Consider the following 21,969-nt stretch of genomic DNA (forward strand, 5'->3'; position numbering starts at 1 on the left):
GGCAGGGGGCGTGCCGTTGAAAGGCGCGTCGTGGCGGGCGGGGTGTCAGGCAAGGCGACCGCGCCTGGCTGACGGAACGAAGTCAAAGTGCCATCAGTCGTAAAACTTCAGATTCCCGAGGATTGGCCGACACGGTTCATTGGGAGCAGTATCTGGCCCTGCTCGGTCCAGGCTGGATAGGGGTAATCCGGCCGGTCATCCATCTGGTCGTCTTTTCAGAGCATCGCCTAATGAAAAAAACACTGCTCGGTCTCCGAGCGTCGATGTCCGTACCCAAGGACAACCCTGGCCTGGTCAAGGCGCAATACATCTCGTTGTCCCGCCAGTTGCCGATGATGTATTTCATCCTGCTGATCAATACCTTGATGCTGGCGGGCACCCATTTTGCGCTCGCGCCGCGCTGGCTGGTGGTCTATTGCCCGGCGATCATGACGTTGTTCGGCGTGCTCCGTGCGGCGAACTGGATACGTACGCGCAAGCGTACACGCACGCCAGCGCAGATGCTGGCGGCGCTCAGGCGCACGAACATGCTCGCACCGTTCGTGGCCGTGGCGTTCACCGCCTGGTCCCTGGCGTTGTTTCCCCACGGCAACAGCTATACCCAGGCGCATGTCGCTTTCTACATGGCGATCACCGTCATCGGCTGCATCTTCTGCATGATGCACCTGCTGCCTGCGGCCCTGGCCACCACGGCCGTGGTGAACACGGCGTTCGTGGTGTTCTTCGCCTCCACCACCATCCCGACCTTCATCGCCACGGCGATCGACGTCCTGCTGGTGTCGGTCGCCATGCTGATCATCCTCAAGGCGCAGTACGCCGACTTCACTCGGCTGGTGAACATGCAGGCGCAGACGGCCAAGCTCAGCGAAGAAAACCTTCACCTGGCCAACCAGGACAGCCTGACCGGGCTGGCCAATCGGCGGCAGTTCTTTTCCCGCCTCGACACGTTGCTGTCGCGTACGCCCGAGCAAACGGGCCGCCTGGCCGTGGGGCTGATCGACCTGGATGGTTTCAAGCCGGTCAACGATCTGTATGGCCACAGCATCGGTGACAAACTGCTCTTTCAGGTCGGCCAGCGCCTGACCGGACTGCTTGGCGACGAGGTGCACCTGGCCCGGCTGGGGGGCGACGAGTTCGGCCTGATCATCATTCAGGCCATGAGCGACGACCAGTTGCGGGCCTTTGGCGAGACCCTCTGCGACAGCCTGCGCGAGCCCTTTCTGCTGGTGGACATCCCCGTCCAGATCAGCGCGTCACTGGGTATCGCGACCTTCCCGGACCAGGCGACCTGCGCCACCCAGGCGTACGAGTACGCCGACTATGCCCTGTACCAGAGCAAGCGCCACCGCCCCGGCACGGTCTGCCTGTTCAGCGGCGCCCACCGTCAGCAGCTCAACCGCGAAGGGCTGACCGAACAGGCCCTGCGCAGGGCAGACCTGGACAGCGAGTTCTACATGGTCTTCCAGCCCATCGTGGACATTTACCGTGAACGAACCGTCGCCTTCGAAGCCCTGGCACGCTGGGAAAGCCCGGAGCTGGGTCACGTGTCGCCCGGTGACTTCATCCCGATCGCCGAGCGCATCGGCATGGTCAACTGCCTCACGGTGCCGCTGCTGAGCAAGGCACTGGACGCGGCCGTGCACTTCCCTCCCGGTATCCGCCTGTCGTTCAACCTGTCGGCCCACGATTGTGGGTCGGAGGACGCCGCCCAGCAGATCGTCGAGCTGATCAAGAACAGTCGCTTCGACCCGGCCTGTCTTGACCTGGAAATCACCGAAACCGCCGTCATCCAGGACCTGCCCCAGGCCCAGCGAGCGATTAGCCGGTTTCGCGAACTAGGCTGTGGCATTTCGCTCGACGATTTCGGTACCGGCTATTCCAGCCTGAGCCAGATCCACGCGCTGTCGCTGACCAAGTTGAAAGTGGACCGCACCTTCGTCACCCACATCCATCGCGATCCGGCCAGCTCCAAGATCGTCAAGTCGCTGATCACCCTGTGCCAGGACATGCAGCTGGAGTGCATTGTGGAGGGCGTGGAAACCGCTGCAGAACTCGGAGCCCTGAAAAACCTCGGCTGCGTCCTGGCCCAGGGCTACTTGTTCTCCAAACCCATGCGCGCCAGCGACATCGGCGCCTGGCTCGAAGGTGAGCAGCTGGCCAAGGTTCAGGCGGTCTGATCCGTTGAGAAGGTCAAGCCGCGCACTGTGCGCGTATGCCGGCAACAGCCCAAGGTTCAGCCGTGCCGCACAGTGACTCGCTACCGATGCGGCAGGCACCCTGAAGGTCAGCCACCGGCCAATCGCTGCTTGATCGGCCCCGTATGTCTGGCCGCTCGCACAACCGGCCTTTGCTTCCCCTCGCCCTTCCCGCTAAAGTCGACGTTCGGGCGTGTGCTGCGCCTGCGGTCCGCGCGAAGGGGTTACCCAGGCAGGCGTTTCCAGACTTCCATTCCAGCTCCCGGCTTGTCGGCGGACCGAGCCCTGCAAGGAGTTGGCATGCCCGCCCTGAACGCTTCACGCCATCATGGCCTTCTCGATGTACCCTCGCTGCGCAAGCGCGCCAAACGTCTGTTGAAAGCAGTGAACGACGACAACGCCGACGACGTGCGTGCGCAGTTGCACGCGATCGGCCTGCCGGGGCCCCGCTATCGGCTTGCCGACACCCAGTGGCTGGTGGCACGTGAAGCGGGCTTCCCCAGTTGGCCGAAGCTGATCGCCCATGCCGACAGCATTGCATTCGCCGCGCGTCATCCGGACTTCGCGGCGACTGGCGAGGCGGCGGTCCAGCATTGGCGCTGCGGCAACGACATCGAGCACAACCTGCGGGTCGCTGGTTTTTCAGGCTCGTTCCACATGTTCGAGGACCCGATGGTCATGGGCCCGGTCCCTGCCTTGCCTGACGAGGACTACTGGTCGGTACGGACGTCTTTCGTGGAGCAGGCGTTCGGTCTGTCGGCACGCGAGGCCCGACAGCGTCAGACCCGGCAGCGCATGGCATTAGGGCAGCTGGATGCCGACAGCGAGCTGGTGCTGTGGTGCGAAGCCGATGCCTACGATCAGCTGTTTCTGGTCCGGGTCCTGTCGAGCTTGCCCGCCTTGCCGCGCAGGCTCGAACTGGTCGAGATCGACCGGGTACCTGGCGTCGAGCGATTCGTCGGGATCGGGCAACTGGCCCCGGACCTGCTTGCCTGGCTCTGGCCGCAGCGGCGTGCACTCGGCGAAGATGCGCTGGCCCTGGCGCGCACTGCCTGGGCGGCCTACACCTCGGCGACTCCAAGCCACTGGGCACGGCTCGCCGCCCACGTGCACCCGGCGTTGCCCTTGCTCGGGCCTGCGTTGGCGAGGCAACTGCAAGAGCTGCCGGGAGCGGGCGATGGGTTGAGCCTCACCCAGCGCTTGATACTGCGCGTGCTGGCAGACCATGGCGAGCTGTCCTGCGCCGAGGTGTTCAGGCACCTCAGCCTGCGCTATGAGCCGCTGCCTTATCTGGGTGATGTGATGTTCCATGCGCTGCTGCGACCGCTGGTCGATTCGATGCAGCCTCTGGTGCAGGAACAGCCAGGGGCCGAGTGGCAGAAGCGCGCCATTCGCCTCACGGTGCTGGGTGAGCGCGTCTTGCTGGGGCGCCTGCACTGGCTCGATTGCGCACCCGCAGCGCGCTGGGTCGGCGGGGTTCATGTCGTCGCCGATCAGAGGCCGTGGGTCGTGAACGATCGAGGGCAGGTGTGGCGTCGTTGAGTGGACCGGCACAGAGAAAGCATGCCTGCCAGGGAAGCCAGCGCGTTCAGCCGCTGGCGATCCTTGCAGGTGGTCAATGAGTGACGGCTCCGGCAGCTGACGAGGTATTCCCCCCTGCCTGGCGAGCATGTCCTGGACTGTGTGCTGTGCCTCATTGTCGAACCTGTCGATTCGCTGCCGGGCTGTTGCTTTACAGGGAAGCCGACGCTCCAGGCGTGATCTGCTCCCAGGTGGCTACATGCCTGACCTGCCTGATGCATGCCCCTAGTGTTTCGATGACTGATTGCGTTCTGGCCGGTAGCAACCTGCTGAGCCTGGGGAAACTCACGACCACGCGTCCATCCGCCGCATCTTCCACCCTCCAGCCCGCACGCAACCTGCCGATAGGTCTATTAACCGTACGCCTCCCTTCGATCGAGCGCCCCATGAATCCATTCGCCCTCCTGAAAAACCCGCGCCCTTCGCGCCCAGGCACCGCCACGCTCACCAGCACCGCCCGTGACCTGGACGCTGCCCTCACCGGCCTGCGTATCGCCCCTTCGCTGATCACCGGCTTCATCTCGCCGCACCTGGACATCGACGCCGTCGCCGCCACGCTCAAGCGCCGCTTCCCCCAGGCCACCCTCAGCCTGTGCACCACCTCCGGCGAACTCTGCAACGCGCCCCAGTCGCTGTATTGCGCCACGGGCGAGCGCTGGGACCGGATCGTGCTGCAGCTGTTCGACGACAGCGTGATCGCCTCGGCCGAGGTGGTGATGGTGCCGTTGGAGTGCGAGGACATCCGCGGGGGCGGTCAGCGGGTAGGGATGCAGGAGCGGATTGCCAAGCTGGTGGCCAACATCAAGCGGGTGCAGGTGCGCACGTCGATCGACCATCGCGACACGTTGGCGTACGTGGTGTTCGACGGGTTGTCGGCCTCGGAGTCGTTCTTCATGGAAGCGCTGTACGAATCCGGGCGGTTTCCTTGCCTGTTCGTAGGGGGATCGGCCGGGGGCAAGTCGGACTTCCAGAAGACGCTGATCCATGACGGCCAGCGCAGCTACCAGAACCATGTGCAGATCGTGTTTTTGAAAACGGCGGCGCAGGTGCGGTTCGACGTGTTCAAGAGCCAGAATTTCAAGGCAGAAAACCTGACCTTCAGCGTGCTGACGGCGTCGGTGGAGGACCGCACCATCGACCAGGTGATCGACAGCCACGGCAACATCAAGAGCATGGTGCAGGCGTTGTGCGATGCGTTCGGTTGCGCGCCGCAGGCACTGGAGTCGAAGCTGGCGGATTATTCGTTCGCGATTCGGGTAGGCAGTGAGCTGTTCGTGCGGTCCATCGCGCGCATCGACTACGAACAACAGATCGTGCAGCTGTTCTGCGACGTGGCGCCGGGCGAAGAGCTGGTGATGGTGCGGCGTACGCCGCTGCGGGAGGCAACGCGCCTGGACTATGAGCAGTTCCTGCGGGGCAAGGGCGGCCAGCCGGTGGCGGGTATCCTGAACGACTGCATTCTGCGTCGGCTGAACAACGGCGCCGAGCTGGGCAACATGGCCGGCGTATTCGGCGATGTACCGTTGGCAGGGTTCTCGACCTTCGGCGAGATCCTGGGCCTGAACCTGAACCAGACGCTGACGGCGATCTTCTTCTTCCGGGTGGCCAAGGGCGCGAGTTTCACGGCCGAGTACGTGGACAACTTCATCGCCCATTACGGCGAGTTCAAGGCCTTTTTCCTGCGCCGCCAAGTGAAGAAGCTGGCCGGGCTGAACCATGTGGTGGTCAAGCAGATTGCCGCGTTCAAGACCAATGACTTCACCGACACCTTCAATACCCGAGGGCTGGACCGCAGCATCCTGCCCGTCTTCGAAGGCTTGACCGACCTGGGTCGGGTGCTGGCCCAGGCCGAGCGGCAGCAGGAGGACATCGCTTCGCAGCTCAAGCAGTACTCCGGTGAACTGCACGCGTCGATGGACGAATTGGTCGGCACGATTGGCCAGCAGAACACCGTGTCGGCCCAGGCCGGCGCCACGGTAGAGGGGCTGTCCAGCCAGGCGGACGTCGCGGTGGAGGGCGCACGCGCGCTGGCAGGGTCGAGCCTGCGGATCCAGTCGATCGTGCAGGTGATCCAGCAGATCGCCGGGCAGACCAACCTGCTGGCGCTGAACGCGGCCATCGAAGCGGCGCGCGCCGGTGACCTGGGCCGGGGTTTTGCGGTGGTGGCGGACGAGGTCCGCAAGCTGGCGGAAATCACCCGCAAGAATGCGGCAGACATCGGCGTGGACATCGACGTGTTGTCGGGTGAGATCCAGCGGGTGGCCCAGCAGATCGAGGATCAGTCCACCGGGGTGGGCGCGTTGCGGGAAATGCTCGATACCCTGGAGGCGTCCAGCCGGGCGACCGAGGGGACGGCGCAACGGACCAAGACCCTTGCGGACACGCTGACGGGGCTGACGCATGCGTGACGTAGCTGGCGGCGTTTCCTGGCCAGCTACCGCCCACTCACTCGACCGCTCAGGTAGTGCCTCAACTCTCGGGCTCACCTGCCGTCATTGATGACAGCCGACCTCAATCTTGTGGAGCTTCAGCATGCCGCTACTTCCCAACCGCATCTCAGGGCGAATGACACTGGGTATCCTGACACTGCTGGTTCTGACCGCCTTGGCGATCTACGCCGTCATGACCTTGGGCGGCAAGCCGCGGTTGGTCGCGGCAGGCACCGAGGCCGCGGAACAATCGGCCAATGCGATTACCCGTCAGCTGGCCATGCAGGTGAATCGCATCGAAGGCACCGTGACGGCGATGGCGCACTTGGCCGAAACCCTGCCCCACGACGAGGCCCTGCTCAAGGCCACCCTGCCCAACGTGATCGACAGCCAGGGCGATGCCGCCATCGCAGGCGGCGGGCTGTGGCCAGAACCCAACCGTTTCACGGCCGGCACTGATCGCCGAAGTTTCTTCTGGGCACGCAACGCCAGCAATGGGTTGGACTATTCGGACGAGTACAACGCCGCGCAAACCCCGCCGTATCAGGCCGAGTCCTGGTACACCGGCGCAAAGTCCGCGCCACCGGGGCGCTGCGTCTGGTCGGACGCCTACCAGGACCCGGTCAGTGGCGTGGCCATGACGACCTGCAGCGTGCCCTACCAGGCGCAGGGTACGTTTGCCGGTGTCGCCACGATCGACCTCAAGCTTGACGGCCTGGCAGCCTTTCTCGAGGCCCATGGCAACGTCACCGGCGGCTACGCGTTTGCCGTCGACGCATCAGGGAACCTGTTGTTCTTCCCCGAGGCCAAGAGCACCCAAGGCTTGCCGACCCTTGCCGGGTTGAGCCAGGAGCAACCATGGTTGAAGCCGGTCACCGACAGCCTGTCGCGCCAACCTGCCGGCACGACGACGCTGTATCTCGAACACGACGCGCGCCTGGAGGGGCCGGCCTATGTCACCTTGGCGACCATGGAAGGCACCGGCTGGCGCATCGGGCTGGTCACGCCTGAAGCCCGCGTGGTCGGGCTTGCGAACACACTGACCGGGCAGATCCTGCTGTTCCTGTTGCCGCTGCTGGGCATCCTGCTGGGGCTCGCCTGGCTGGCGGGCAAACAACTGCTCACCCAGATCGAGGAAACCACTACGCAAATCGAACGCCTGGGCCAAGGCGGCCAGGCAAATGCACAGCTGGAGATTCTGCGGTCGGATGAACTCGGCGCGTTGCGCATGGCCGTCAACCACTACGCGGGCTCCTTGCGGACCATGCTGCGACAGATTGCCGAGGAGTCGGTATCACTGGAGGCCCAGGCCAACGACCTGGCGCAACTGTCCAACGGCCTGGCTGAGCGGGCAGAGGCTCAACGCCAGGACAACACCCTGCTCGCCACCGCCATCACCGAAATGTCGGCCAGTGCCCATGAGGTCGCGCACAACACCACGGATTGCTCGGACACGGCGCGCAGCTCGTTGGCAGAGGCGCAAAAGAGCCAGCACCAGGTCAACCGCAACGGTGAATCCATCGAAAGCCTGGCGACCGACATCTCGGGGGCGGCCACCGCCATCACCCAGCTGGGTGAAGACATCGAGCGCGTCGGCGGCGTGCTGGAGGTCATCAAGTCGATCTCCCAGCAGACGAACCTGTTGGCGCTCAATGCGGCCATCGAGGCTGCGCGTGCCGGTGAACAAGGCCGGGGGTTTGCGGTGGTGGCCGACGAAGTGCGTACGCTCGCAGGCCGCACACAGACGTCTGCCAACGAAATCCAGGAGATGATCACCCAGCTGCGCCAGGCTTCGAATGCTGCCGTCACGACCATGCAGAACGGCGCTCAACGCACCCGCGAGTCCGTGCAACAGGCCGTTGGCGTGGCGGCCACGTTGGGCACGACGGTAGGCAGTTTCGATGACATCGTTCAGCGTGCCCAACAGATTGCCGTCGCTGCCCAGGAGCAGAGCCATGTGACGCAGGAGATCAATGAGCTGGCGGTGCGTATCCATGCGGCCAGCGAGGAAGGCGCTCGGGATGCGAGCACTCTTCGGGAGCTGGGTAGAGGGATGCAGTCGATTTCGGCGCGGCTGGGTGGGTTGAGTCGCGGCGGGCAGTAACCCTCGACACACGGGCAAACAGGCATCAGCTCCACGAAGCTGATGCCAATCAGCCTGTACCCACCCTTCCGCCTTCCAGTTCACGAATCACGCGGCAGCGCCGATACATTTCCATATCCGACGTTTCCAAGGAACGCCCATGTTCAACCGCCTCTCCATCCAGTGGAAAATCACGCTGCTTGCAGCCCTGTGCCTGGTGCTGATCGTTAAGCTATTGGTGGGCACTTCGTTGTATCAGTCGCAGAACAGTGCCGAGATCGTCAAGGCGTCCAGTACCGCCATGCTGCAGGAGGCGGCGCAAAAGCGCATGGCTGCGCGTGGCGAGACGCAGGCCCTGCGCATCCAGCGCTACCTCATGGACGTCTACCAGTACAGCGATGGTTTTACCCGGCAAGTAAAATGGCTGATGGCCCAGGCCCGGCAGCGCAGCCTCGACCCCCGCTCCGTACGCGCCGATCTGTCCGCACAAATGCACAGCACCCTGCAGGGCAACGCCAACCTGCTGGGGCTGTATGTGGTGTTCGAGAACAATGGCCTGGATGGACAGGACGAGCAGTTCCAGGACCAGGCATCCTTGGGCAGCAATGAAAAAGGCCGTTTCGCCTTGTACTTGTCCCAGTCCAGCAGCGGTGCGCTGGAAACCGAAGTCATGAAGGAGAGCTTACTCTCCGACACTACCGTGATGAGCAATGGCACGCCCTACAACACCTGGTACACCTGCCCATTCGCCAGCGGCAAGGCCTGCATACTGGATCCCTACGTAGACGAGGTCGAAGATGTCAAAGTGCTGATGACGAGCATTGCGCTCCCCATCACCGTCGATGGCAAGGTGGTTGGCGTCGTCGGTGTGGATATCAGTCTGGCCAGCCTCCAGGAAATCAGCACCCAGGCCAATAACGAACTGTACGACGGCCAGGGCCACGTCAGTATTATCAGCCCGCTGGGGCTGTTTGCCGGCCACAGTGGCGACGCTTCAGTACTGGGCAAGCCCTTGAGCGCCAGCTTTGGTGAGCAGGGCAATGAACTCGCTCGCCTGATCGCCAACGGTCAAGCCCAGGTGCTGCACCAGAAGGACAGGCTACAGGTGCTGGAACCGCTGCAACCCATTCCGCAATCCAAGCCCTGGAGTGTGCTGCTGGATGTGCCAGAAGCCGTCCTCACCGTGCCGGCAAAGAAGCTTGAAGCCGAACTGGACCGCGGTCGCTCAAGCGACATCAGCATGACCTTGGGCATTGGTTTGCTCGCGGTCATCGCCGGCCTGTTGCTCATGTGGCTGACGGCCCGAGGCGTGACGCGCCCGATTCTTAAAGTGGCCGACATGCTCGACGACATCGCCACCGGCGAAGGCGACCTGACTCGCCGCCTGGATTACAAGAAACAGGATGAACTGGGTAGGTTGACCAACGGGTTCAACCGCTTCCTGGACAAACTGCAGCCGATCATTGCCGATGTGAAGCACTCCGTGCAGCAGGCCCGCAGCACGGCCGACCAGTCTGCTGCCATTGCCCGGCAGACCAGCGCGGGCATGCAACAGCAATTTCTTGAAGTGGACCAGGTGGCCACCGCGTTTCAGGAAATGAGCGCCACCGCACAGGACGTTGCGCACAACGCCGCGCAAGCCGCCCAGAGCGCCCGCGGCGCTGACGAGGCCACCCACGAAGGCCTGTCGGTGATCGACAAAACGACGCTCTCCATTGAATCGCTGGCCAGTGCAATGACCGTGGCCATGGAGGAAGTCGGAGGCCTTGCCAACAGCAGCCAACAGATCGGCCTGGTGCTGGAAGTGATTCGCTCGATTGCCGAGCAGACCAACCTGTTGGCCCTCAATGCCGCCATCGAGGCTGCCCGGGCCGGTGACGCCGGGCGTGGTTTTGCCGTGGTGGCTGACGAGGTGCGCAGCCTGGCCAAACGTACCCAGGATTCGGTCGAGGAAATTCGCCAGGTGATCGAGGGCCTTCAAAGCGGAACCCGCGACGTGGTCGGCACCATGAGCAGCAGTCATCACCAGGCGCAGAACAGCGTACAGCAAGTAGAGTTGGCAGTGGCGGCGCTCAAGCGCATCAGTGTCGCCGTCGGGATGATTACCGAGATGAACCTGCAAATCGCCAGCGCTGCTGAAGAACAGAGTTCGGTGGCCGAAGAGATCAACTGCAACGTGGCCGCCATCCGCACCGTCACAGAAAGCATCACCCAACAAGCCGATGAGTCGGCGCAAGTGAGCCAGACGCTGAACAGACTGGCCAACCATCAGCAAGAATTGATGGACCAGTTCAAGGTCTAGCAGGATCTTCGTGGCAAGCGCGGCGGCTCTGGCCAGTGAGCCGCCGCGACTCTGCTGCCCTTGCTCGAACACTGACCGCATGAAGGCGCTCATGGCTGACGATGGATTCCAGTCCGCTTCCCTCCTCCCTCAAGACGCTGCACTCGGGGCGTTGACCAAGGCCCAAATCGTTCAGGCAGGTCACGCCAGGGAGTGTCCGAGCAAAGGATCCACAAGATTCCGTGGAGAACCTGACGATCATCATTGCGAGGGCGGCCCATTTTCTGTTCTGGAGAAACAAGATCCTTGATCAGTGCCCATGATGCATGAGAGTTCGTAGCGCCTTGTCATGCGGGCCTCCAATCGGTCATGGCGGCAACTTTAGCCACAACGACTTTTCGTACAAAGCCTAACTCAATAGCCGGGTGTTGCACTCAGCCTCTGAAACAGCCCTGACAAGGTCAGAGCATGGCTTGCAGCGCGACCGCGATACCACATCCACTTCACGCCCACCTCGGCATCCTGGCTGAATCTGGTCGAGCGGTTTTTCTCAACGCTGAGCGAAAAGTGGATCAAGCGCCAGGCACACGTCAGCGTTAAGGATCTGGAAGCGTCGATCGAGCACTACTTGGAAACCTACAACCAAAACCCGAGCCATTTCGGTGGCACAAGAAGGCCGAGGACATCCTTGCCTCAGTTGCTCGCGCGGCGCGAGCACTGGGTAAATAATTTTCAAGGGAACTTCTGAAACACCACATTAGGGATAAGACATCAAAAATCAAGATCTTCCTCGGCCACAAGCGCACTACAAAAAGCTTCGAAAGAACCAGATAAAAATCTTTGCGCCGTAAGATGATTTATGCTTAGATGAACATCAGGCTGAAAAGCATCTGCCGTAAAGTATATAACACTGCCTGAATCCCTTTCGAAACAAATAAAGTTATCTGCCTCATCAAATGCGAAAGGCACTAAGTTTTGAGGTATTGTGTTTTTTTCAAGCATCTTCAACGCAAAACCGAGCAAATCGAAATAATCCTCAGGACACTTCTCACCCACAGCCAATATAGGACTGAAATATTCTATTCTAAAAGGGTCATAATTAGTACTTCCATTCCAGAACTCAAGGTTCGGCTCCCCCCCATTGCATCTTAAATACAGAGACTTAAACGCCTCAGGAAACTTAAAGCTTAAAGAACTTTCTATCCTTTCAAAATCCTGAGGCTGAATAGGCCGACCACCATTGGACAAAAAAAGCTTTTTCTCGATCACAGTTAATAACTCACTTAGCAGCTGGTTGAAGATGTTTTTAATGGCCGGCCTTTGAGCCAACCCTTTTCTTGTGAAATCGCAATCGCCTCGGCGGTGTCATAAGCACCTGAACGTAGCCCGAAATGTTTTTCAAATTGTGACGCAGAACCAGTATGTGGTAGAGAGGCTGAATGCGCAGAGTGCTCAACCAATTGCATAGTACTCTTACCAGTGACCGGATCAAAATCATCCAAATGATGCCACGTGTATTTACCCACGGCTTTAACTTGCGATTTTTTTAGGCCCGCCTGCTTGAACGCTTCAGTAAAGTCTCTAGTTCTTGAACCTTGCAATTGGATCTCTACTATATTTTTTTGATTGCCTGATACAGGAAATAGCGCTGGAGAGCCTTCAAAATTTACACTTTTGTATGCTAAACCTAAAGGGTCCACCCACGTTATACCATTAGGAGCATATCTGTAGAGATTGATACCCCCACTTAGCCCTATCGGATCTTGCGTGATAAACCTACCTACACCTGCGTCGTAATACCTAAAAGCACTATAGCAGAGCTTTGTCTCACAGTCGTAATACTGCCCCTGAAATCTAATGTTTTGTTCGACATGCTCAAATACCAGTTTCTCCACCTCACCCCAACCTCTATATATCGCCTGCCAAACAATCTCGCCACTCGCATTTGTTAATTCAAATGGCAATCCTGCCTGATCAGTATGAAAGTAGTAAGCCTTTTGCTCGCCCCCCTCTTGTTGGTCAACTCTTGCCAATGGTGTATGACTTCTCGACTCATACAAATACAATCGTTTGACTTCAGGCGTGTACTCACACAGCATCCTCAAGTCTTGCCAGAGAAAACGTTTCAGCTCGACCAGGCCATCAATTTCGGTCCGTTTGGCCACCCGCCGTCCAAGACTGTCATACGAATAGTGCCCAGCCGCCGTGAGCTTACCCGCCACAAACGTCTCAGCCTTGACCAATCGATTCTCGCAGTCGTACTCAAATCGCTGCTCCGTAGCAGGGCCTGAGAACTTCTCGATCAGGTTGCCCCACGCATCGTACCTGTACTCACAGTTGCGCCACTTGGCGATCCGGTTGTCCTTGACCTTGGCGAACCGACGCGCATTGAAATCCAGCCGGTTGCCTGCCGCGTCGTAGCGGAACTCTTCGCTGCTGAGAATCGAACCTGTCTCACGACTGTGCAACTGCCCGTTGGCCTGATAGCTGTACCGCGTCTCACCGCGCAGCTTATCCAGCGTACGCACCAACTCCCCCGCCGGATCGTACTCGTACCGGCGATGAATCGGGTTGTAGCGGTGCTCCACATACAGCTCCGTATGGATCCCCGGGTTGTGCACCTGCGACAGCTTGTCGGCGGGCAGCGTCGAGGCATACTGCCAGGCCTTGCGCCCCATGGCGTCATAGCCGAAGCAACTGGTGAGCTTGCCCTGGGTGCGATACACCTCGCGGTGCAGGTCATCGCGCTCGATGTCGCTGATAACCTGCCCATCCAGGTTGATCTGGTGCAGGTGTCCACTGCCGTAGTACAGGTGATTGACCTTGCGTCCATCGGGCAAGGTCAGTGTGGTCAGGTTGCTCAGCGGGTCGTATTCATAGCCCAGGGTGCCATCAGCCGTGATCTCCTGGGTCAGTCGCCCCAGGCTGTCATACACGTACTCAAGCTTCTCCGGCAGGATGCCCATCGTGCGCTTGGCACGACCTGTGGGCTGGCGTTCGATGCTCAGCAAGCGGTCGCTGTCATCTTAGGTGTAGAAGTGCTGGCCGTCCGTATTGGTCCTGCTGACTAGCCGGCCAATCGTGTCACGCTCGAATTCGGTGTGTCGTTCGAGGCGCTCGCCATTCTCGCCATAGCCGATCTCATCAAGCCGAACCAGGTGGCCGCTGACGTTGTAGGCAAAGCGCCTCGTCAGGTTATCCACCCGCACCTCTTCGCTCAAACGATCCGAAGCGTCGTAGGCGAAGCGGTAGCTGGCGTTGTTTTCGTTGACCAAGGCCGTCAGGCGGATGGCCTTATCGTACTCATAGCACACCCATTCGCCATTGGCGTCCTGGCGTGCACTCGGCAGGCCCCGGACGGTGCGCTGAAGGCAGGTGGTCTGGCCCTTGCCATCGGTATGGCTGAGCACCTGGGCGTGAACGTTGTAGGTGAAGCGTTCTGAAGTACCAGCAGGGTGAATGATCCGAGTTACTTCGCCATCGGGCTTGCGCTCCAACGTCGTGGTCTGGTTCAGCGCATCGGTCACTGCTACCAGATGCTGCCGTTCGTGATAGCGATACAAGGTGCTCTTACCCGAACATTCCTGGAAGCGCTCCACCTAGGGGCGGGTGCTCCACCAAAGGTACTTGGACTTGTATATCGCATCGATATGGTGTGCGGCAGGCCGTCTTCTCCATTGAGGTACTCGGTCATCTGCCCCAGCGTGTCGAACTCGGCGAGCAGGTTGCCCTTGTCATCGTAGCGTGTCATCAGACATACGGGTGAAGTGTAGGAAGTGGCTCAGCGCATTTTTGATACGCTCGAAAGGGACGTTGGGAAAGTCAAAAATATACTTTGGATGCAATTCAAAAACCACAGAATAGAAGAAGCACACATGTAAAATACCTGTTTAAATATAGGTCTTATGCCACTTACTCCCGTCATATAGCTCACGCCCAGAAAGCATAAACCTTCCATCCTTTTTCAGAAAAGTTAGTCTAAACTCAGACTCTAGACCTTTAAGTTTCTGAATCTTAACTAAAACCTTATTAGGACTTACATGATTCACCTCTATTTTATCGGAACTCCGATTGTAATCCGGAGGATTGCGGCAGACTAAATTTTCTACTCTATCGTAATTTCTACCAACTTTCAAAACATACTTACTGAACAATTCTAAAATCTCAGCCTCCATTATATCTTCAAGCCCTGGCTCCGAGTCATTATGAAAATTATCGATTTTCCTATCAAAAAATTTTGATTCCCACTCAAACATTCCGTCCATAAAGCCGTTAAACACAGTCTCAAAATCACTAGATTCAGTTTCTGAATTCTGCCACATCTATAAGCTCTCCTTTTCTATATACGTTGTACATTATATTTGTCGGCCTAGTCTTGCTTGCACCATATTTGAAAATCACCTCAACGTCAACAGCACCTCCTGTCCGAACTTTACGTGCGACTTCTCTCTCAAAGTCTCTGAATGCCCCACGGTTGATCTTGGATAGCTGTGGGAATACCCAATTTTTACCGCCAGATCCTCCGAGAAGCTTACCGATTATATGACCAGCGTCATCATTGGGCCTTCCCATCATACGCGCCCATGCCCGTGAGCTAGCGTTTGTCGAAGTGCCACCTTTTTTTATGCTTTCCTCAGTTATCGTAGCGGTAGCTCTAAGAGGCTGTCCTTGCGGCCCACGTATCACAGTCGTCTCTACACACCAACCTAATGGATCGAGCCATCCTGTAGAGTTGGGTGCGTAGCCATACAAATTAGTCCCGCCCAGTAGCCCTATAGGATCCTGTGTGGTGAATCGTGCTACTTCGGGGTCATAGTACCGGAACGTATTGTAGTGCAGCCCTGTTTCATCGTCAAAATACTGACCAGGAAACCTGAGGGGCTGATCAATTTCGTTCACTGCGGTGCTTTCAACAGCCCCCCATGAACGATACGTCACTTGCCAAACAATTTCACCTTCACTGTCCGTCAACTCTAGCGGAGTGCCAATCTGATCATTGTGAAAGTAATAAACTTTCTGCCCAGCACCTTCCACTTGATCGACGCGCGCCAAAGGCGAGTAGCTATACGATTCATAAAAATATAGCGTCTCACGCTCAGGCGAGTGCTCACTCAATAAACGTAAACCCTGCCACATGAATCGTTTCTGTTCTTGCGTTTCTTGCGCACCAGCTGTTTTCGCTATCCGGCGACCCAGGCTGTCATATCGATACTCAGCAACACACTCAAGCTTCCCGCTAACCCACCTTTCCACCCTGACTAGCCGATTTTCACAGTCGTACTCAAACCGCTGCTCCGTGGCCGGCCCCGAGAACTTCTCGATCAGGTTGCCCCACGCATCGTATCGATACTCGCAGTTGCGCCACTTGGCGATCCGGTTGTCCGTAACCCTGGCAAACTGCCGCGCATTGAAATCCAGCCGGTTGCCTGCCGCGTCGTAGCGGAACTCTTCACTGCTGAGGATTGAACCTGTCTCGCGATTGTGCAGCTGCCCGTTGGCCTGATAGGTGTATCGCGTCTCACCGCGCAGCTTGTCCAGCGTACGCACCAACTCCCCCGCCGGATCGTACTCGTAACGGCGATGGATAGGATTGTAGCGGTGCTCCACATACAGCTCCGTATGGATCCCCGGGTTGTGCACCTGCGACAGCTTGTCGGCGGGCAGCGTCGAGGCATACTGCCAGGCCTTGCGGCCCATGGCGTCATAGCCAAAGCAGCTGGTGAGCTTACCTTGGGTGCGATACACCTCGCGGTGCAGGTCGTCACGTTCGATGTCGCTGATGACCTGCCCATCCAGGTTGATCTGGTGCAGGTGTCCACTGCCGTAGTACAGGTGATTGATCTTGCGCCCATCCGGCAAGGTCAGCGTGGTCAGGTTGTCCAGCGGATCGTATTCATAGCTCAGAGTGCCGTCGGATGTGATTTCCTGGGTCAGCCGCCCGAGGATGTCGTACGCGTACTCGAGCTTCTCCAGCAAGATGCCCATCGTGCGCTTGGCACGGCCTGTAGGCTGGCGTTCGATGCTCAGCAAGCGGTCGCTGTCATCGTAGGTGTAGAGGTGCTGTCCGTCCGTATTGGTTTTGCTGATCAGTCGACCAATCGTGTCGCGCTCGAATTCGGTGTGTCGCTCCGGGCGCTCGCCATTTTCGCCATAACCGATCTCATCCAACCGGATGAGGTGACCGGCGATGTCATAACTGAAGCGACGGGTCAGGTTGTCTACGCGCACCTCTTCGCTTAAACGATCCGAAGCGTCGTAGGCGAAGCGGTAGCTGGCGTTGTTTTCGTTGACCAGCGCCGTCAGGCGGATGGCCTTGTCGTACTCGTAGCGTACCCATTCGCCATTGGCATCCTGGCGTGCACTCGGCAGACCGCGGGCAGCGCGCTGAAGGCAGGTGGTCTGGATCTTGTCGTTGGTCTGGGTGAGTTATTACTCAAATTGTCTAGCATTAAATATATCATGCAGATCCATTTCATTATTAATCTGTGTGCTTGTGCCAGCCTTATATGTAAGAACCAACTCTCCCTTGTCAGGCCCATCCTCGATGGCCCTTACGCCATCTAACACACAGAGAAACCCAAACACCGACTCTTCCACCGATAGGCTTATAATATTTTCCACCAGCAGTTTTTCTTCTGGATTTAGTGCTTTGTAAAAATCGGACATTTTCACCAAATCTTCTTCTGGCTTCCTTCCGGGAGGAGATTCTAATATTGAAGTCACATCTTCTTTTGCGGCTTTGGAAACTACGAGATCAATTGCACTTACAAATTTTTTTGAATCCATTATATTTTCTCTATTTCAAAAATGCTTCAGGAAACATATTTTTGTTCAACTCAATCAACCTAAGCATAGCACTTGCCGGAGTATTTGTGTAATTTCTCAGATCCCTAATATCCTTCGCCAAAAGATCTCGCGCATTTCCAGTAAAGCTACCTTTTAACGTGGGAATTCGTTTATGCTCTGCTCTAGGCAAAGCTATGGAAGGAGCTTTTTTAGGGTCATAATTTCCTATAACCTGTGCCGCAGGATGTTTTTGGGCTACGTGGTGCATGTCAAGTTTATCGCCTATTTTGGAATTTCTCTGAAGCACATCGAACCGACCTACTTCATACCTCTGCGTATTCTCACAGGCCCATCCTAAAGGATCAATCCAAGATGCGGGGCTTGGCGCATATTGATAAGTGTTGCTTCCGCCCAAAACCCCTATGGGATCTTGAGTTATAAATCTTCCTATCTGAGGGTCATAATACCGAAAAGTATTATAGTGCAGGCCAGTTTCTTGATCGAAGTATTGGCCTTCAAAACGAATATTCTGCTTTACCTCCTCAGCTAGAAGCTTCTCCGTTTCACCCCATGCTCGATATGTTGCATGCCAAACAGTCACACCTCCATTATCAGTGAGCTCTAAGGGCGTTCCAATCTGGTCATTATGGAAATAGTAAAGCTTCTGCTCTTCTCCTTCAGTCTGATCGATCCGGGCCAACGGCACGTAGCTATCCGGTTCGTAGAGATACAAAATATTTTGCCCAGGCGTTTCCTCTCGCAGCATCCTCAAGCCCTGCCAGAGAAAACGCTTCAGCTCCACCCGCCCATCGATTTCGACCCGTTTTGCCACCCGTCGCCCAAGACTGTCATACGAATAGTGCCCAGTCGCCGTCAGCTTGCCCGCTACAAACGTCTCGGCCTTGACCAACCGATTCTCACAGTCGTACTCAAACCGCTGCTCCGTGGCAGGCCCCGAGAACTTCTCGATCAGGTTGCCCCACGCATCGTATCGATACTCGCAGTTGCGCCACTTGGCGATCCGGTTGTCCGCCACCCTGGCAAACTGCCGTGCATTGAAATCTAGTCGGTTGCCTGCCGCATCGTAGCGAAACTCTTCACTGCTGAGGATCGAACCTGTATCACGACTGTGCAACTGCCCATTGGCTTGATAGGTATACCGCGTCTCACCGCGCAGCTTGTCCAGCGTACGCACCAACTCCCCCGCCGGATCGTACTCGTACCGGCGATGAATCGGGTTGTAGCGGTGCTCCACATACAGCTCCGTATGGATCCCCGGGTTGTGCACCTGCGACAGCTTGTCGGCGGGCAGCGTCGAGGCATACTGCCAGGCCTTGCGCCCCATGGCGTCGTAGCCAAAACAACTGGTGAGCTTGCCTTGGGTGCGATACACCTCGCGGTGCAGGTCATCGCGCTCAATGTCGCTGATGACCTGCCCATCCAGGTTGATCTGGTGCAGATGACCACTGCCGTAGTACAGATGATTGACTTTGCGTCCATCGGGCAGGGTCAGCGTGGTCAGGTTGTCCAGCGGATCGTATTCATAGCCCAGAATGCCGCCGGGTGTGATCTCTTGCGTTAACCGACCCAGGATGTCATACGCGTACTCGAGCTTCTCGGGCAGGATGCCCATCGTGCGCTTGGCGCGGCCTGTGGGCTGGCGTTCGATACTCAGCAAGCGGTCGCTGTCATCGTAGGTGTAGAGGTGCTGTCCGTCCGTATTGGTCCTGCTGACTAGCCGGCCAATCGTGTCACGCTCGAATTCGGTGTGTCGTTCGGGGCGCTCGCCATTCTCGCCATAGCCGATCTCATCAAGCCGAACCAGGTGGCCGCTGACGTTGTAGGCAAAGCGCCTCGTCAGGTTATCCACCCGCACCTCTTCGCTCAAACGATCCGAAGCGTCGTAGGCGAAGCGGTAGCTGGCGTTGTTTTCATTGACCAGCGCCGTCAGGCGGATGGCCTTACCGTACTCATAGCGCACCCATTCGCCATTGGCATCCTGGCGCGCGCTGGGCAGACCGCGGGCGGTGCGCTGAAGGCAGGTGGTCTGGCCCTTGCCGTCGGTGTGGGTGAGTACCTGGCTCAATGCGTTATAGGTGAAGGTTTCCTTGCTGCCATCAGGATGCGCGATCCGCAGCACCTCACCATCGGGCTTGCGCTCCAGGCGGGTAACGTTCTGCAAGGCATCGATGACTTCGACCAGATGCTGGCGCTCGTCATAGCGATACCAGGTGCTCTTGCCCGAGCAGTCCTGAAAGCGCTCGACCTGGGCGTAGCTGTTCCACCACAGGTATTTGGACTTGTGGGTGGGGTCGATGATGGTATGCGGCAAACCATCCGGGCTGTTCAGGTATTCGGTGACCTGCCCGAGCGGATCGGTCTCGGACAGCAACGTGCCTTCGTCGTCGTACTGCGCTTTCCACACGCTGCCGTCAGGGAAGCGGGTTTCGGTAACCAACGGCGTGCCTAAGTGGTGCTTGTAGCGAATGCTGCGCCCCAGCGGGTCGGTTTCTTCGACCAGGCGAGAGTACTCGTCGTACTTGAAGGCCAATCGATTGTCGTCAGGCAGAGTAATACCGATCAAGTTGCCAAACTCATCCATGTCCATGGCATACCGTTCGCCGCCAAAGTCACGGCTGGCGATGACCCGCTTGTCCTTGTTGTACTGCACCTCCAGCTCACGCCCCAGTACGTCGGTCGTCCAGCGTGTACGCGTGGTGAAGTCATAGCGGAAGTGGTAGTGCTCGCCGTCTCCAGTCCAGTGCTCGACGACACGCGGTTTGCCGTCCAGCACCTCCCAGCGGTAGTCGCAGGTCAGGTCCAGTGCGTTGGTGTGCTGGGTCATGAGCCCATCGGTGTAGCTGAAGCGCCGTACCGTATCGCCATTGCGGTTGATCACCGCGTTTAGTTGGCCGTGATCGTCGTAGCGATAACGCACTAAGGTCTCGACAGCCACGTTGTCGACCACACGCTTCACATCGGTCAGGCGGCCCAAGGGATGATCGTAGTGCAGGTGCACACGGTGCGGTCCGGGTGCGACGATGTCAGTCAGGCGACCATCGGGTTCGCGGACGAAGTGCAGGTAGTGCCCGAGTGCATTTTCGATCCGCTGCAGTGGCACAGGCGTGTCGTCATTAGGCACTTCGCCGAAATAGAAAAACACGTTATCCAGTGTCTGCACCAGATAATGCCCACCTTGAGTCCGCACCAGGTGAATGTTTTCGTGAGGGTGGTAGATGCTCTGCCCAGGCTCCAGGTCGATGAACGGGACCAGCCGACCCTGGTTGTCGGTGAGGTAGACGAACCCGCCGCAGCGGCTCAGGTGTTGCTCCCACGGCAGCATCCAGCCCTGGCCCAGCACGCTGTCGACGCTCAGGTCGCTAGCATAGAAACGGGTCCACGCCAGAGGCATCAGCCCTGGCAGCACGAAGTCGGTCTCGTCGACCAGCACTTTGCGGCCAGTGGACAGATCCACGGGGTTGCCAAGGAAACCGCCCACCACGCGCTCGATGGCCGGGCCGATGAGGTAGACGGTGGCCAGGTAGCTGGCGGCAATCGTCGCGCCGGTGCGCAGCGCGCAGGGCATGGCGGCCTTGAGGCCAGCCTGGATGCCCAAGCGGTAGACGGCGAACACCGAGCGCCCCATGCTGGCCATGACCATGAGGATGTCGACGCCCACACGCAGCGCGTTCGAGACCTCCTCCTCGACCGGCAGGTAGCGGTAGGTACCGCCGCCGATGAACACGTTGTTGGAGCCGCTGGCGATCCGTGAGCCGCAGGTGAGCTTGTCGCCCCTGCGCGCGGCGGGCTTTCCATTGATGAAGACGTTGGTAGAACCTTCGGCCACCCGCACGGTAGGCGGATGCTTCTCGCACTTGGTCGTGCTGGCCGTGGCGAGCGCGGCATTGCGCCCGTTGATGAACACGTCCGGTGAACAGCCAGGCCGCTCGATCTGTCCGCTGGGTGAACTGGATAACGAGCCGAGGAATTCACCGGCCTGGGGCAACAGCCCGGCGACGATGCCGACCAGCAACAGCCCACCGAAACCCAGCGTGCAGACACTGAAGGCAGCATAGCTGGCCAAGGCCAGGCCGATGACGGCACCGGTGAGAAACCCACCCAGCGCGCTAGTGTGTTCGATCTCGTCGTACAGGCGTGCCGCTTCGAACATGGGCCTAGCCTCGCGCGCAGTGGAAACGGGGCGAGAGGCAGCGTGCGGGTGTGTCGGGGAGTCGATCCATGGGTGAGGCCATCCTGTGGTCTGTCGCGTCGAGCGTCCTTGCGCGGCGGGTGCAGCTTGAACGTCGCCCTGGTCAGGCCTTGCGAACGGCGCTGACGGCAACGGTCGACTGCTGAAGAGGAAGCAGCGCAGTGGACGATGGAGTGTGACAACGAGACGAGCGCGATGTTGCACCCAGCCGTTGTCGCTAAATCCACATACTGGCTGACGCAAAAACAAAGACCAGTCGTCCCGTTCCCAAGCAAGAGAAGGAAATTTCCTATGGACGAGACTGACCGGTGAAGCACGCTCCCGACAGGCCTATCAAAGAACGCAGAGCCATTTACATACAGGACTCATAAGCCATCAGCTGATCGCGCCCGTCTGTTTCCTAC

At 58.6% G+C, this 21,969-nt stretch carries 10 protein-coding genes and 6 pseudogenes; 8 read left to right on the plus strand and 8 right to left on the minus strand.

Translation table 11 applies throughout. The annotated features are described in order from the left end of the window. The first annotated feature begins 230 nt into the window (after nucleotides 1-230). The 7 genes and pseudogenes from G7Z99_RS12930 to G7Z99_RS20285 all read left to right on the plus strand — a co-directional run bounded on the left by G7Z99_RS12930 (nucleotide 231) and on the right by G7Z99_RS20285 (nucleotide 10,590). Complete coding sequence (locus G7Z99_RS12930) at nucleotides 231-2,177, plus strand: putative bifunctional diguanylate cyclase/phosphodiesterase (RefSeq protein ID WP_181094351.1); 1,947 nt, start codon at nucleotides 231-233, stop codon at nucleotides 2,175-2,177. 318 nt (nucleotides 2,178-2,495) lie between these two features. Continuing rightward, nucleotides 2,496-3,737 carry a DUF1835 domain-containing protein gene (locus G7Z99_RS12935; protein ID WP_181094353.1) on the plus strand — a complete coding sequence of 414 codons (1,242 nt, stop codon included), beginning with the start codon at nucleotides 2,496-2,498 and terminating at the stop codon, nucleotides 3,735-3,737. 425 nt (nucleotides 3,738-4,162) lie between these two features. Next, a pseudogene (locus G7Z99_RS20150) lies at nucleotides 4,163-5,317 on the plus strand (FIST signal transduction protein); the annotation flags it as partial. 486 nt (nucleotides 5,318-5,803) lie between these two features. Continuing rightward, a pseudogene (locus G7Z99_RS20155) lies at nucleotides 5,804-6,184 on the plus strand (methyl-accepting chemotaxis protein); the annotation flags it as partial. A gap of 214 nt (nucleotides 6,185-6,398) precedes the next feature. Beyond that, nucleotides 6,399-7,190: pseudogene (locus tag G7Z99_RS20160) on the plus strand (cache domain-containing protein); the annotation flags it as partial. A 417-nt stretch (nucleotides 7,191-7,607) separates the two neighbouring features. After that, entirely contained in the window at nucleotides 7,608-8,309 is a 702-nt protein-coding gene (locus G7Z99_RS20165; protein WP_375139153.1) for a methyl-accepting chemotaxis protein, read from the plus strand. A gap of 139 nt (nucleotides 8,310-8,448) precedes the next feature. After that, a complete protein-coding gene (locus G7Z99_RS20285) occupies nucleotides 8,449-10,590 on the plus strand; it encodes a methyl-accepting chemotaxis protein (RefSeq protein ID WP_181094359.1) in 2,142 nt (713 codons plus the stop codon). 149 nt (nucleotides 10,591-10,739) lie between these two features. On the opposite strand, the pseudogene G7Z99_RS12955 reads toward G7Z99_RS20285, so the two are convergent. Further along, a pseudogene (locus G7Z99_RS12955) lies at nucleotides 10,740-10,920 on the minus strand (transposase); the annotation flags it as partial. Nucleotides 10,921-11,023: 103 nt separating this feature from the next. On the opposite strand from G7Z99_RS12955, the pseudogene G7Z99_RS12960 reads away from it, so the two are divergent. After that, nucleotides 11,024-11,298: pseudogene (locus G7Z99_RS12960) on the plus strand (transposase); the annotation flags it as partial. A gap of 42 nt (nucleotides 11,299-11,340) precedes the next feature. Here the strand turns inward: G7Z99_RS12960 and G7Z99_RS12965 are convergent. From G7Z99_RS12965 to G7Z99_RS12990, 7 genes and pseudogenes are all read right to left on the minus strand, one after another. Continuing rightward, a complete protein-coding gene (locus tag G7Z99_RS12965; RefSeq protein ID WP_181094361.1) occupies nucleotides 11,341-11,838 on the minus strand; it encodes an SMI1/KNR4 family protein in 498 nt (165 codons plus the stop codon). Between the two features lie 14 nt (nucleotides 11,839-11,852). Continuing rightward, on the minus strand, nucleotides 11,853-12,269 hold the full coding sequence (locus tag G7Z99_RS19740; protein WP_308812293.1) for an HNH endonuclease: 417 nt from the start codon (nucleotides 12,267-12,269) through the stop codon (nucleotides 11,853-11,855). Then, nucleotides 12,249-14,317 (minus strand): annotated as a pseudogene (locus G7Z99_RS12970) (RHS repeat-associated core domain-containing protein); the annotation flags it as partial. The pseudogene G7Z99_RS12970 and the gene G7Z99_RS19740, both read right to left, overlap by 21 nt. Before the next feature lie 142 nt (nucleotides 14,318-14,459). Further along, nucleotides 14,460-14,891: an NTF2 fold immunity protein gene (locus tag G7Z99_RS12975; RefSeq protein WP_181094364.1), complete on the minus strand. Its 432-nt coding sequence runs from the start codon at nucleotides 14,889-14,891 to the stop codon at nucleotides 14,460-14,462. Further along, entirely contained in the window at nucleotides 14,869-16,797 is a 1,929-nt protein-coding gene (locus G7Z99_RS12980; RefSeq protein WP_445674977.1) for an RHS repeat-associated core domain-containing protein, read from the minus strand. The genes G7Z99_RS12975 and G7Z99_RS12980 overlap by 23 nt, the downstream gene beginning before the upstream one ends. A gap of 201 nt (nucleotides 16,798-16,998) precedes the next feature. Next, complete coding sequence (locus G7Z99_RS12985) at nucleotides 16,999-17,355, minus strand: hypothetical protein (RefSeq protein ID WP_181094366.1); 357 nt, start codon at nucleotides 17,353-17,355, stop codon at nucleotides 16,999-17,001. 10 nt (nucleotides 17,356-17,365) lie between these two features. Continuing rightward, nucleotides 17,366-21,526: an RHS repeat-associated core domain-containing protein gene (locus G7Z99_RS12990; protein WP_181094368.1), complete on the minus strand. Its 4,161-nt coding sequence runs from the start codon at nucleotides 21,524-21,526 to the stop codon at nucleotides 17,366-17,368. Nucleotides 21,527-21,969: the final 443 nt, after the last annotated feature.

Source organism: Pseudomonas entomophila (assembly GCF_013523165.1).
GTDB lineage: Bacteria > Pseudomonadota > Gammaproteobacteria > Pseudomonadales > Pseudomonadaceae > Aquipseudomonas > Aquipseudomonas entomophila_A.

Bases quoted from the DNA above. Each gene is read 5' to 3' on its own strand.
- G7Z99_RS12975 (WP_181094364.1), bottom strand. From the start codon at position 14,891: ATGTGGCAGAATTCAGAAACTGAATCTAGTGATTTTGAGACTGTGTTT.
- G7Z99_RS12985 (WP_181094366.1), bottom strand. From the start codon at position 17,355: ATGGATTCAAAAAAATTTGTAAGTGCAATTGATCTCGTAGTTTCCAAA.
- G7Z99_RS12930 (WP_181094351.1), top strand. From the start codon at position 231: ATGAAAAAAACACTGCTCGGTCTCCGAGCGTCGATGTCCGTACCCAAG.
- G7Z99_RS12935 (WP_181094353.1), top strand. From the start codon at position 2,496: ATGCCCGCCCTGAACGCTTCACGCCATCATGGCCTTCTCGATGTACCC.
- G7Z99_RS20285 (WP_181094359.1), top strand. From the start codon at position 8,449: ATGTTCAACCGCCTCTCCATCCAGTGGAAAATCACGCTGCTTGCAGCC.
- G7Z99_RS20165 (WP_375139153.1), top strand. From the start codon at position 7,608: ATGTCGGCCAGTGCCCATGAGGTCGCGCACAACACCACGGATTGCTCG.
- G7Z99_RS12990 (WP_181094368.1), bottom strand. From the start codon at position 21,526: ATGTTCGAAGCGGCACGCCTGTACGACGAGATCGAACACACTAGCGCG.